The organism is Lactococcus sp. LG606 (assembly GCF_017309645.1).
Lineage (GTDB): Bacteria > Bacillota > Bacilli > Lactobacillales > Streptococcaceae > Lactococcus > Lactococcus petauri.
The window spans coordinates 1,022,893-1,036,908 of the sequence record NZ_CP071301.1 but is presented as its reverse complement, the minus strand read 5'-3'; the positions used below and the strand labels follow the sequence as shown (position 1 = coordinate 1,036,908).

11 protein-coding genes and 1 pseudogene are annotated in these 14,016 nt (G+C 38.9%); 10 read left to right on the top strand and 2 right to left on the bottom strand.

The features are described 5' to 3' along the window. The first annotated feature begins 11 nt into the window (after positions 1-11). From J0J35_RS05035 to der, 10 genes and pseudogenes are all read left to right on the top strand, one after another. A pseudogene (locus tag J0J35_RS05035) lies at positions 12-2,039 on the top strand (RTX toxin). A 33-nt stretch (positions 2,040-2,072) separates the two neighbouring features. Continuing rightward, the gene (locus J0J35_RS05030; RefSeq protein ID WP_165706827.1) at positions 2,073-3,164 is read left to right on the top strand and encodes a WxL domain-containing protein; all 1,092 of its coding nucleotides are present in this window, start codon (positions 2,073-2,075) and stop codon (positions 3,162-3,164) included. An 86-nt stretch (positions 3,165-3,250) separates the two neighbouring features. Further along, the gene (locus J0J35_RS05025; protein WP_242534100.1) at positions 3,251-4,153 is read left to right on the top strand and encodes an alpha/beta hydrolase; all 903 of its coding nucleotides are present in this window, start codon (positions 3,251-3,253) and stop codon (positions 4,151-4,153) included. Positions 4,154-4,177: 24 nt separating this feature from the next. Further along, complete coding sequence (locus tag J0J35_RS05020) at positions 4,178-4,579, top strand: hypothetical protein (RefSeq protein ID WP_206918158.1); 402 nt, start codon at positions 4,178-4,180, stop codon at positions 4,577-4,579. Positions 4,580-4,698: 119 nt separating this feature from the next. Next, positions 4,699-6,435, top strand: coding sequence for a ribonuclease J (locus J0J35_RS05015; RefSeq protein WP_019293356.1), 1,737 nt, complete (start codon positions 4,699-4,701; stop codon positions 6,433-6,435). Between the two features lie 131 nt (positions 6,436-6,566). Beyond that, positions 6,567-7,889, top strand: a complete 1,323-nt coding sequence (locus J0J35_RS05010; RefSeq protein ID WP_003134230.1) for a TrkH family potassium uptake protein — start codon at positions 6,567-6,569, stop codon at positions 7,887-7,889. A gap of 1 nt (position 7,890) precedes the next feature. After that, a complete protein-coding gene (locus J0J35_RS05005) occupies positions 7,891-8,544 on the top strand; it encodes a TrkA family potassium uptake protein (RefSeq protein ID WP_017369238.1) in 654 nt (217 codons plus the stop codon). An 89-nt stretch (positions 8,545-8,633) separates the two neighbouring features. Then, positions 8,634-10,190 carry a signal recognition particle protein gene (gene ffh / locus J0J35_RS05000; RefSeq protein WP_046400953.1) on the top strand — a complete coding sequence of 519 codons (1,557 nt, stop codon included), beginning with the start codon at positions 8,634-8,636 and terminating at the stop codon, positions 10,188-10,190. Between the two features lie 118 nt (positions 10,191-10,308). Then, positions 10,309-11,334, top strand: a complete 1,026-nt coding sequence (locus tag J0J35_RS04995; protein ID WP_019293354.1) for an AI-2E family transporter — start codon at positions 10,309-10,311, stop codon at positions 11,332-11,334. 182 nt (positions 11,335-11,516) lie between these two features. Then, complete coding sequence (gene der, locus J0J35_RS04990) at positions 11,517-12,827, top strand: ribosome biogenesis GTPase Der (RefSeq protein ID WP_004256153.1); 1,311 nt, start codon at positions 11,517-11,519, stop codon at positions 12,825-12,827. Between the two features lie 65 nt (positions 12,828-12,892). On the opposite strand, the gene J0J35_RS04985 is transcribed toward der, so the two are convergent. Next, a complete protein-coding gene (locus tag J0J35_RS04985; RefSeq protein WP_004256157.1) occupies positions 12,893-13,591 on the bottom strand; it encodes an LrgB family protein in 699 nt (232 codons plus the stop codon). Further along, positions 13,591-13,986, bottom strand: coding sequence for a CidA/LrgA family protein (locus J0J35_RS04980; protein ID WP_206918067.1), 396 nt, complete (start codon positions 13,984-13,986; stop codon positions 13,591-13,593). Before J0J35_RS04980 ends, J0J35_RS04985 begins: the two co-directional genes overlap by 1 nt. Positions 13,987-14,016: the final 30 nt, after the last annotated feature.

Genomic DNA, 14,016 nt, shown 5'->3' with positions numbered 1-14,016 from the left:
GAAATAATTTTATGAAAATAAATAAAAAATATATCACTCCACTCTTGATAGCGGGTACGATTTTGACCTTAACAGTAGTAGGAGAAAAGGCAGATGCGGCAGTATTGACGGGCAATGTGGATACTTCTGGTGCAGTTACAGGGACGGCCGGTGCAACATATTACAGTACGAATAGCTGGAAGGACATGCTGGATACCTATCAGTCTGTCACTCCAACAGCTGCTTCCAATAATACGGTCTTCTTTAACATTGTTGGCGATGTTCAAGGTGAATCCTCTATTGGTGGATACGGCTATTCAAATACTGGCAATACCAATAACGGAGTTTCCATTGTAAATGGGAAAAGCTTATCCATAAATGGTAATGGTCACACACTTTATTTGGATTCTGATACGAACTATACAACTCCTGGTTCAGGAAGTGGTGCTGGTGGAGGAACTATCCGCGGCCCATTTCGTGTCCCCAATGCAGGGGTAAGTGAAGCAACAGTTCTACAAATCAAAAATGCATCGATTACAAATAATATAACTGGTGGCATCTTTCAATCCGTTGGCACAGGCGGTTCAGCACCAACTTTTATCTATGAGGATGTAAAAGTAAGTAATGGAACAGCACGTTATGCTGCTCAACCGATTCGTAATGATAATGGAAGAATATTATTTTATGGTACAAATGAGTTTAATATACAGCAAGATCATAGTATGAACAGTGTTGGACTTTTAGGTGCTGATAACCAAGGCGAATGAATACAAGGTGGAAAATGGGTTGAAGTTGTTACAGGAACAACAACACTTAATCAAACCTGGGGCTATGATCAGCCTTTCTATACATATAATAATAATTCTCATACAATGAAGGTAGCAGATGGGGCGCATATGGTTTGGAATCTGAATGACACCTATACCATGTATTATGATGATGGAAATAGTGGGCCAATGGTTTGGGATATTGGCAATGATGCTTCCTTTGATATTCGAGGAACGGCGGCTACAGCTTCACGATACAGTGGTGGTTGGTTTATGTGGATTGCAAATAATTCGTGGACTGTAAATGTGGGAAATAATGCAAGGCTTGCTGTCTCAACAGGAGGAGGGAGTATCAATCTTAACGAGTTTCAAGGTACGAAAGTTATTCGGTGGAATATTGGACAAGATGCAACGGTACTTTTGAATAATCTAAGAACATCTGGCAGCCTTGTTACAGGGGAACCAGGTGCCGGAAGTGGCATCACGCTTAATGATCCTAAAGCTTTTGTTTTGAATACGCAAGGAGGTGTGGTATTTGATTCGACTGTTAATAGGAATAACAATTTTCCGCTTACAATATCAGGGAATGGATTAAGAACACACGCTTCAACAGTAACGGCACCATTAGACCCAAATCAATTGGACTTAATAACGCCCAATCAGAATAACCTAGCAAGTAATGATATCTGGTACAGACAAAACACAGGAACAATTACTGGACTGGGAGCGACGGCAAGCTCGGCTTTAACTCCAAATAACTATACTGCGGCAGATTTGAATGCTTTAAAAAATGCCAAATATATATCATGGTACCAACCCACCGGTTATTGGATGGTTGCAGCTAAATCATCCATAGCAAGAAGTTTTAATATCTCTTTAAATCCAAATGATAGCAATGGTACACCAGCTGATAGCTCTTGGTCAAATTTAATCAATGGAAATGAGACACAAACATTGGTAGTAGGGGATGATCGAGGACAAGCGCCAAACTTTAATCTTTCGGTAACAATGATGCAAAATAATTTTGCAGATAATATCGACTATTATTGGAGTAATCCTGCCAACCCAGCTGATAACAAAACTTTAGGTACGGGCTTGGCTGTGTCTATCGCCTCAGTAACTTCAGATACAAGTTTACCTTCTTTTATTTCAATGGCGAATGCAGGGCAAAATTACACATTGACTGCTCCACAAACTTCGGGAATAAAAATTAAAGCTAAAAATACACTACTGACACAAACAGGAACACCATCTGGTATCTTTAAATATACCATCGCAGATGGACCAGCATAGGAGGAGAGGAGAAAAATGAAACGATTTTTTATAATGGGCGCAGTTCTGTCTGTTGCTCTTCCAAGTATGCTTGCAGTTAATAGGGTATCAGCAGCAGTGCCAGTTATTGCACCTAAGGCAACAATAACGATTACTCAAAAGCTTACAGCAGGAAATATTATTCTCTCAGAAAGTATGGCAAAAACGCTCACTGAAAGCCAACTTCAATCTTTGATGGAAGTAAAGGGGCAAGACTTAACAGGCCTAAAGCTTGACGGAAATACTTTAGCGACTGCCAATGGCGGGCTAAATGGTAAAGATTATATTGACATTCCAGTTACGTGGTCAACGACAAATGAAACAGCACAAGCGCATCTTGTCGTTGTTTCTGATGATGCAATCATCTCCTCTGATCGTCAGAAAGCGATCAATGCATACCCGGTAACTTTAGGGCAGGATATCGCTAATACGATTGGAGCTAACAGTGATCAGACAACACTTGATTATTATACGCAAGCAAAAGCTTATCATTCTGACGGAACAGTTAGTTCAGCAGCTTTAGAGGATTCTGCTGCATATTTTACGGCCTTGAAGAATGCTCAATCTAATGACAATATCGATGTGACTTACAATTTTTCGAGCTCAGATAAAAGCATTTCCAAAACTGTTGCCATATCTATCTTTACAGGGAGTCTAAATTTTACTAGTGCACCATCTACAATGGATTTTGGACAGCTAAAAGTTAAAAATAATAATGTGGTTGATTTTCCTGCCTATGATCAGGATCTTGTAGTTACCGATACAAGACAAAGCAGCAAGAATACAGGATGGACAATGTTTGTAAAAGAAAGTCAGCCCTTAGTCGAAGTTGATGCTACGGGTACACCAATTACTGGTGGTCATTCACTAGCTGGGACTTTATTCTTTAGTGCTGATGGCAGCAACCATACCGTACTTTCATCAAGTAATGCTCAAGTACAAAGTCAGCCAAGTGGCACGAATGGTGGAACCTTTAATCTCAGCCAAAATTGGGGAAGTACAACGAAAAAAGGGCTCTATCTTGATGTACCTGTGACCCAACAATATGCAGCAAAATATCAAGGAGAACTGACATGGACATTGTCTGATGTTCCAGGTAATAAATAGAAGGAAAAAGGAGATTTTAAATCTCTTTTTTTTTATGGAGAAGAAAACAAGTAAAGTTGTTACGCAAGACGTGTTATAATAGGCTCATGTTAACTTTTTTAATACTAGTGTTGGCTCTCATTTTTTTAGTTCTTATTGTTAGCTTTGGTCTGTTTATATTTATTGAAAATAAAAATCGTAGCATTTGGATTCAACAACCCCAAAGCAATGATCCTCTTTATCCCGAATGGTACGCTTTTATGCAAGCTAAAAAAGAAGAATGGTGTTTACAGACACACGATAATTTAACGCTTAAGGCCTGGTATTTACCAGCGACAAAGCCGACAGATAAGACTATCTTGTTGGCTAATGGGTATAAATCTGTCCGAGATAGATATGGTGCTTTTGGGTGGCTCTTTCATGAACTGGGCTACAATGTCCTCATGCCGGATTATCGTGCAGGTGCAAAAAGTCCAGGAAAATTCATTGGTTTTGGCTGGTTAGACCGTAAAGATAACCTAGGCTGGATTAAACAGATTATTGAGAAAAATCCTAAAAGTGAAATCACAATGTTTGGTATTTCGATGGGTGCCTCTGCAACAATGATGCTTTCGGGGGAAGACTTGCCTGAACATGTTAAGTGTTTTATTGAAGACTGTGGTTACGATACGGTTTGGAACGAGTTGGCTCATAAAGCAAAGCATGATTATCATTTGCCACAATTTCCGCTGATTCACCTCCTTTCTTTTTGGTCTAAACTTTTTGCGGGATACGATTGGAAGGAAGCCTCGTCAATTACGCAATTAAATAAAAATACGAAGCCGTTCCTCTTTATCCACGGAGATCAGGATACTTTTGTTCCCATGGAAATGGTGCATCGAAACTATGAAGCAACAAAAGGGCCAAAGGAAATCTATATTGCAAAAGGAGGTCGACATGTGCGGTCTTACGAAATAGATAAAGAAAAATATCGCGAAGTAGTAGCAAACTTTTTAAAGACTTATTTTTAATTGAAAGAAAATCAAGGAGGTGCTATGTACATAAGCGCAGAGGAAATAGAGGACTACATAGCACAGTCGCCTAATCCACAACTTTTAAGACAAGTTACGCAGTTGGTTAAGACAGTGTTTCCAGATGAAAACTTGCGTTATTTTGATAATGGAAGAACTTTTTCCGCTCTCGCTTTGGGAGCAAATCCTCATCCAAGTCCAGGATATGAAGAAGCGGGTATGCTTAATATTTCTGCTCAAAAAAATTATGTTGCGCTCTATTTTTATGGAAGTAATATGACTTTACAGGAGCGATTTCCAAAGTCAGTTATAGGACGAGGTTGTTTGCGGATTAAAAATCAAAAGTTTTTCGCAAAATACGAAGAAGATATACGGGAAAGCTTAAAAATGTTAAGTAACGATAAACCGCATGATATGAGGGATTGACGAATATTTGATTGATTTTTTGCTTGCTTTGAGTTATACTTATAGTAAGTATTCTCGGTAGGGATTGGAATGCCAATCCCTTTTATTACGAAATAAGAAAGGTTTTAATTAATAAATAAATGGCAGATATAAAAATTACACCCTTAGGCGGTGTACGCGAATTTGGTAAAAATATGTACTTAGCAGAGGTGAACGAACAAATATTCGTTCTCGATGCTGGTCTGAAATATGCGGACAGTGACATGTTAGGAATTGACTTTGTTATTCCAGACATTGACTATTTAGTTGAAAATGCTGATCGTGTTGCAGGGATTTTCTTGACGCATGGTCATGCCGATTCGATTGGCGCATTACCTTATATCGTTTCTGAATTACGTGTTCCTGTATTTGGGAGTGAGTTGACGATTGAACTTGCGAAGATTAATGTGCGCAATTATGATGGCAGCAAGAAGTTTAAGGATTTCCACGTGGTCAACGAAGAAACAGAAATTGATTTTGGTCAAGCTGTAATTTCCTTCTTTTCAACAACACATACAATTCCAGAATCAATGGGGATTGTCATTGGAACTGACTCCGGAAATATTGTTTATACAGGAGATTTCCGTTTTGATCCAGCAGTTGCGCCTGGCTATCGTACAAACATGCGACGCCTTGCTGAAATTGGAAGCAGTAAAGTCCTTGCTTTACTTTCAAGCTCACCAAATGCTTTGTCAACGGCTCAATCTGCAAGTGAACATGAAATCTACGAAAAAATATTTGACACAATTGATGAAGCACAAGGTCGTGTGATCATTGCTTGTAACGCAGGGAATCTCGGGCGCATCCAACAAGTCGTTGATGCAGCAATCAAGCTCGGACGCCATATCGTCTTTACTGGTCAAGATATGGACCAAATCGTCGAAACAGCAACACGTTTGAAGAAGTTGCAAATTGAAGATAAAAAAGCAATCATTAAACCAAATGAAATCAGTAAATATGCTGATGATGAGCTTGTTATCATTGAAACAGGACGTATGGGTGAACCCTTAAAAGTTCTCGGTGACATGGCGCACAAACGTCACAAATGGGTGAAAATCAAAGAAGGCGATGTTGCATTTGCTGTAACAACCCCTTCAGTAGCTTATGAAACATTAGTGGCACGCATTGAAAATGACGTTTATCGTGCAGGTGGTGTGATGAAGATGTTGGGTGGAGATTTAAAAGTTTCAGGTCATGCCAATGCGCGTGATTTGCAATTTATGATTGATATCTTACGACCTAAAAATCTTATCCCTATTCAAGGTGAATACCGTGAGTTACGTGCACATGCTGAATTAGCCATGGAAATGGGCATGCTTCCAGAGCACATCTTTATTGCGAAAAAAGGGGAATCTGTTTCATTCAACAAAAAAGACGAAATGATTCCTGCAGGTGTTGTACCAGCAGAAAACGTAATGATTGATGGTTCAGGTATTGGGGACATTGGTTCTGTCGTTTTACGAGACCGTAAAGTTTTGTCAGAAGACGGTATTTTCATTGCTGTTATCACTATCAGTAAGAGCGACCGTAAAATTATCAGTCAAACACGTGTACATACGCGTGGCTTTGTCTATGTCAAAACATCACGTGATTTGATGAAAGATGCAGGAAATTTGGTTAATGAAACCGTTGAAAAATATCTTGCAGGAACAACTTTCGATTGGTCAGAACTTAAGGGCGCTATTCGTGATGCTCTTGGTAAATTCCTCTACAACCAAACACGTCGTAAACCAGTTGTTCTTCCTGTCGTGATGGAAGCGCGTGCCCCACAAGAATTAACACGTCGTTACAAGAGCAACAAAAAGAAAGCAAATAAACCCACTGAAAAGTCTGAATAAGACTTCTAGGACAGGGTTTGTTCAAGAACGTTGAAAAATTATCATATAGTAAAGGCCTGTCTTTTGCTATATTTTTTTGATAATGGCAAGTTCCCAGGGCACAGAACTAGAGGAGAGTAAGCAAGCGACTTATGCAGAAAAATTTAAAAAAATTAACAGCTTTGCAGATTATTTTTATCGCCTTTTTGACTCTTGTCATTGTGGGCGGGACACTGTTGAGTTTACCGATTTCCTCCAAAACAGGACAATTTACTCATCCTGTCGATGCGCTCTTTACAGCTGTATCAGCAACCTGTGTTACAGGTTTAACCGTTATTGATACAAGCGCTCACTGGTCGCTTTTTGGTCAAGTTATCTTACTTTTATTGATTGAAATTGGTGGATTAGGATTTATGACTTTGGTTGTCAGTATCTTTTTATTGCTCAACCAGAAGATGTCGCTTAAGTCCCGCTTGATTATTCAAGAATCATACAGCCTATCTGATATTAGCTCGGGTGTTCGTGTTGTTATCAATGTTTTAATCATTTCTTTTCTTATTCAATTTTGCGGAAGTGTTCTCTTGTCCTTTGCTTTTGTGCCAAAGTTTGGATTGGTTAAAGGTTTATGGTACAGTGTGTTCCATGCTATTTCGGCTTATTGTAATGCCGGCTTTGATTTGTTTGGTAATTCGCTCATGCTTTATGAACATTCTCCTTATGTCTTAATGGTCATCGCCTCGATGATTGTATGCGGCAGTTTAGGTTTTATCGTTATGATGGACCTGCTTAACTACAAAAAGCAAAGAAAATTGTCTTTACATACACGTTTGGCATTGACAACAACAACTTTTCTCATCTTTGGTGGCATGATACTCTTTTTAATCTCTGATTTTGAAAGTGTAAGTAATAACCCAGCAATTTTTACCATGCAGAGTTTATTCTTATCGATTTCTCAGAGAACCGCGGGCTTTTCTATTCAAGAATACACTCTGTTTAGTCAGGCCAGTATCTTTTTGACAATTATGTTGATGATTATCGGTGGTACATCTGGGTCTACAGCAGGCGGTTTGAAGACGACAACAATCGGTGTTCTAGCACTCAATGTTCGTTCAATCATTAAACGTGACAAACATACAAGTTTTAAAAATAGAACTATTCCTCAAAGTGTTGTCAAACAAGCTTATGAGTCTGTTTTTCTTTATTTCTTTATGATGGTTATTGCAACTTTTGCCTTGCTCTTAACCAATCCAAAATTCCGTGTGGATCAGCTCTTGTTCGAAGTTATTTCTGCACTATCGACCGTGGGTTTAAGTATGGGAGTAACTCCAGGACTCAATATCCCAGGTAAAATTATCGTAGGAATTCTTATGTTTATCGGACGCGTTGGTGTCTTTACGATTATTTATTCTCTGAATGCCAAAGACAGTCATGAGTCGCTTTATAAATACCCTGAAGAAAAGGTAATGGTAGGTTAATATGAAATCATTTGTTGTTATAGGTCTGGGACGTTTTGGCTCAGCGGTTGCGAAAACGATCGCCGAAACGGAAGCAGATTTGCTCGTGATTGACCAGAACGAAGATCGTGTCAATCTTTTTAAGGATATGGTTCCTAATGCCATCATTGCCGATGCAAAAGATGAACGTGTCTTGGACGAGATAGGCATTCAAGATTTTGACGTTGCTATTGTAGCAATAGGTGAAGACATCCAGTCTTCTGTGCTAGTTACTATGCTGGCAAAAGATGCTGGAGTGCCTCAAGTAATAACCAAGGCTGTAGATAAAAATCATTATCGTCTTTTGGAAAAAATTGGCGCTGATCGTGTGGTTCTTCCTGAGGTAGAAATGGGACGTAAGATTGCCGAAAGTTTAATCTTTGAGAATATCAGTAATGTCGTGGACATTGCTGAGAATATTGAGTTCGCAGAAGTAAAAGTATGTTCACGTAAAATGAATAATCGGGTTATTTCTGAAATTGATGATTTTAATCATTACGACTTAAACATCAGCTATGTTAAGCATATTAATGGAAAAGTTGAAATAGCCTCAGGAGACACTCGACTCATGATTGGGGATTCACTCTTTGTCATTGGTCGTCCTGAAGATATCCAAAAACTTTCTGAACAAAATTAGAATTTTTCCAACTTCTGGTGGATTTAAGCCTCGACAGAATATGGTATAATAAAACTATCTGAATAAAATAATAGAACTGGAATATAAATATGGCTTTTGAAAATTTAACTGAACGTTTGCAAAATGTCTTTAAAAATTTGCGTGGCAAAAAGAAAATTACAGAACAAGATGTAACAGAAATTACGAAAGAAATACGTGTGGCCCTTCTTGAAGCCGACGTTGCTCTTCCTGTAGTGAAAAAGTTTATCAAAGCAATTCGCGAACGTGCGATTGGGACGGAAGTCTCAGAAGCACTGAATCCTGCGCAACAAATTATTTCGATTGTTAACGAAGAATTAACTGCGATTTTGGGTGGCGGCGAAGCTGAGCTGCTCAAATCACCTAAAATTCCAACAATCATCATGATGGTTGGTTTGCAAGGGGCAGGTAAAACAACCTTTGCTGGTAAACTTGCTAAAAAACTTAAAGAAGAACAAAATGCACGCCCAATGATGATTGCGGCTGACGTTTATCGTCCAGCAGCCATTGATCAATTAAAAACATTAGGTGAACAGCTTGATATTCCTGTCTATGATGAGGGAACAGCCGAAAGTCCGGTAAATATTGTTAAAAATGGTCTTGCTCAAGCACGTGAGGAGCGTAAAGACTATGTCTTGATTGATACGGCAGGTCGTCTCGAAATTGACGATAAGCTCATGAACGAGTTGCAAGAGATTAAAGACCTCGCACAACCAACCGAAATTCTGTTGGTTGTTGATGCCATGACAGGTCAAGTTGCTGCTCAAGTAGCGAAAACTTTTGATGAAAAATTAGATATCAGTGGTGTTATTATTACCAAACTTGATGGTGATACCCGTGGTGGTGCGGCTTTATCTATTCGAGAAATTACAGGAAAACCCATCAAATTTACTGGTACAGGTGAGAAACTGACCGACTTGGAAACTTTCTATCCTGATCGTATGAGCTCTCGTATCCTCGGTATGGGGGACATGTTGACCTTGATTGAAAAGGCTCAAGCACAGTTTGATGAAGAACAATCGATGAAGATGGCTGAAAAGATGGCGGAAAACCGTTTTGATTACAGCGACTTTGTGGAACAGCTTGACCAAGTGACAAACATGGGACCAATGGAAGACATTATGAAGATGATTCCAGGCATGTCACAAATGCCAGGAATTGAAAATGTTAAGGTTGATCCGAAAGACATTGCACGTAAACGTGCTATTGTGCTATCTATGACACCAGCTGAGCGTCAATTGGAAGTCGAACTTTCACCCGCTCGTCGTCGACGTATTGCTGCTGGTTCAGGAAATAGTTTTATCGAGGTTAACAAGTTCATCAAGCAATTCAATCAGTCTAAAGACATGATGCAAGGCATTATGAATGGCGACATGAATTCAATGATGCAGCAAATGATGGGCGGCGCTGGCGGTAAAATGCCAAACATGAAAAATATGCCTGGAGGCATGCCAGATATGTCCTCTCTAGGAGACTTGCAAGGTCTTATGGGAGGAGGAGCATCTTCCGGAACACCTGATATGAGCTCTATGTTCGGTGGTGGGCTCAAAGGTAAAGCTACACAATTTGCCATGAAACAAGCCATGAAACGGGCGCAGAAAAAAATGAAAAAAGGCAAAAAGAAATAAAATATAAAAGATACATCTTAAGATGTATCTTTTTGCATGCTAAACATGATATAATTTAGAAGCTTGAAAATGTGAAAATACAATTTTTTAATCTATAAAAATTGAAGGATGGGAATTAATGGAATACTACCAAAATTTTATAAAAAATGAAAAACTTAGAAGATGGGTCGTTTTGGCGTTTCTCATTGCTGTACTCTATTTTGTACGAAGCATTCTCCCACTGATGCTCTTGACTTTCGTCTTCAGCTACCTCGCCTATCGTTTTGTCAGCTTTATCGAGCGAAAAATTAAACTTCCTGGTAAAATAAGTGGTTTTATCCTATATGGTGTCATTCTTTTTTTAATCTACTTAGGCATTACGGAATATATTCCCGTATTGGTCAATCAGCTCACGCACCTCATCAATGCAGTAAGTAAGTTTTACCAGAACAACAGCAATGGCGAGAGTGCGCTGATGGATTCGATATATAATCTTTTTAAAGAATACAACTTGGCAGATAAACTGCAAAGCAGTTTGGGGACTTTGGTTGATTATGTAACGAGCTTTGGGAAAGGGTTACTCATTGTCGTTTTCGCCTTCTTAATGAGTTTCTTCTTCACTATTGATCGTAAAGAAACCAATAAATTCTCAGCTCTTTTCTTGGAAAGTGACTTTGCTTGGTTCTTTGAAGACGTCTATTATCTGGCAAGCAAATTCTTTACAGGCTTTGGTGTTGTCTTGGAAACGCAATTTATTATTGCTCTCGTTAATACCGCTTTGACACTTATTGCGTTAAGCTTCATGGGCTTTCCAGAGTTATTGAGTTTGGGCGTAATGATTTTCTTACTGAGCCTTGTTCCCGTTGCTGGTGTACTTGTCTCTTGTATTCCTTTATCCATCATCGGTTATTCTATCGGCGGGATTAGGGATGTCATCTTTGTGTTACTGATGGTTGCTTTAATCCATGCTCTTGAGTCTTATGTCCTCAACCCGCATCTGATGGCCCATAAGACAAAACTGCCTATGTTTTACACTTTCGTGATTCTTTTCTTAGGAGAACATTTCTTCGGTGTTTGGGGCCTTATCGTGGGAATTCCAATCTTTAACTTTGCCCTAGATATTCTCGGTGTGAAGGAGATTCCCTTTAAAAAACTTAAAAAATAATCAAAAGTGAGCAAGAATTCCGGGCTCACTTTTAATCTGAAAAGGCAGAGCTATAAAAATAGCCAGTAAAATGTTATAATTACAATGCATACTTTTTCTCTTTTAGATGAAAAGAAGAAGATGAGGAATAAGAGAAGTAAACTTATTACTGATATTACTGATAAGAAAAGGATAAAAAATAAATGACACTACCTACAGTAGCCATTGTCGGCCGACCAAATGTCGGAAAATCGACGATTTTTAACCGTATTGCTGGAGAACGTATCTCGATTGTTGAAGATATTCCTGGAGTAACACGTGACCGTATTTATGCCACAGGCGAATGGTTGAACAAAAAATTCTCGCTTATTGATACCGGAGGGATTGAACTTTCGGATGAGCCCTTCATGACACAGATCCGTGCCCAAGCAGAGATAGCGATGGAAGAAGCGGATGTTATCGTAGCTGTTGTGGATGGAGAAACAGGAATTACTGATGCTGATGAACATGTAGCACAAATTCTCTACCGTACAGATAAACCAGTTATCCTCGTTGTCAATAAAGTAGATAACCCTGAGCGCCGAATGGAAATCTTCGACTTCTATTCACTTGGTCTGGGAGAACCTTATCCTGTATCCGCTGTACACGGCTTAGGGACAGGGGACGTTCTTGATGCAATCATTGAAAACCTGCCAACAGAAACAGAAGAAGAAAACCCAGATGTCATCAAATTTAGTTTGATTGGTCGTCCAAACGTTGGTAAATCAAGTTTGATTAACGCTATTCTTGGAGAAGATCGTGTCATTGCCAGCCCTGTCGCAGGTACGACACGTGATGCGATTGATACAAGCTTTACTGATGCAGAAGGGCAAGAATTCCTCATGATTGATACAGCAGGGATGCGTAAATCTGGGAAAATCTACGAAAATACAGAAAAATATTCTGTAATGCGTGCTATGCGTGCTATTGATCGGAGCGACATTGTGCTTATGGTCATCAATGCAGAAGAGGGAATTCGTGAATACGATATGCGGATTGCTGGCTTCGCTCATGATGCAGGTAAGGGAATTCTTCTCGTAGTAAATAAGTGGGATACACTTGAAAAAGACAATTACACTATGAAAAAATTCGAAGACGATATTCGTTGGAAATTTAAATTCCTTGATTATGCACCGATTGTTTATGTTTCGGCTAAAACAGGTCAACGTCTTCATAAGCTTCCAGATATGATTAAGGAAATTCATCATTCACAAAACCTTCGTATTTCAAGTTCTGTCTTGAATGATGTTATTATGGATGCAGTAGCAATTAATCCAACACCGACAGATAAAGGGAAACGTTTGAAGATTTTCTATGCAACCCAAGTTGCTGTTAAACCACCAACATTTGTGGTCTTCGTTAATGAAGAGGAACTGATGCATTTCTCTTATATGCGCTTCTTAGAAAATCAAATCCGTAAAGCCTTTGTCTTTGAAGGTACACCAATTCATTTGATTGCACGTAAACGTAAATAATAAAAAGCTTGAAGTTAATCTTCAAGCTTTTTATTATAACTGGTTAGAATTTCAGACAGTTAGACTCAATAGCCCAGAATAATATGTGCCACTAAAGGTGCAAAAATCACGTACATAATCCCGGTTACGCCAATCGCTAAAGCTCCCATGGCGCCTTGAACTTTTCCTAGTTCAATAGCAGTTCCTGTACCAACGGCATGTCCAGTGCCGCCGAGCACCACACCTTGGGCCACAGGGTCTTTAATTTTAAAAAGTTTCATCAATGGCACGCCAAGGACACTGGTCAAGATTCCGGTAGCCACGACCACGACAACCGTAATCGTTGTCACACCTTGCATTTTTTCTGTGATACCAATAGCCATCGCAGTAGTTACAGATTTTGGGAAAAGGGACAATGAAGCTAATTTTGATAAACCGAAAAATTTTAACAATAAGGCCGTAATAACTGTATTAATAAGAGCAGCAGCAGCGATACTGATTAAAATTGATCTTGCATGATGCTTCATGAGCTGGAAGGTTTTATACAAAGGAATACCTAAGGCAACAGTTGAAGGACCAATCAAGTCGTTTAGTATCGCGCCTCCTTTGTAATAATTCTCATAAGGTATTTTAGCTACAACCAAAATCAAAATAATAACGAGGGTTGCAAAAAGTAAGGGATTCGTCCAAGGCTTACGTATATTTTCATTGATACGTACACCAATAATAAATATTAAAATAGTAAGTGTTAAACCAAATAACGGGCTAGAAGTAATGGCATCCATCAGTTTACCTCTCTTTTATTTTTTAACGATTCTGGTTCGAGGTAATCTCCTTCATATTTGACTTTAATAAATTGAACCAAATGACCTAAAACAAAGACATTCACAATAAGAGCAAGAAGAACAATCAAAGCTATTTGCCACCAAAAATCGGAAATCAAGGACCATTTGGCCATGATTCCCACACCAGCAGGTAAAAATAAAATCGTCATGTTATTGATTAAGAAACTCCCAACCTCATCTACATCAGTGAATTTTAAAACTTTAAATTGCAACGCGAGGAATAAAAAAATCATTCCTAAAATACTCCCGGGAACAGGAAGATGCAAACTGTTTGACAGCGTATCTCCTACGAAAGAAAAACCAAAAATAATAAGTAACTGAAAATAAATTTTCATAAACATCTCCTATAAATTACACTCTTTTTA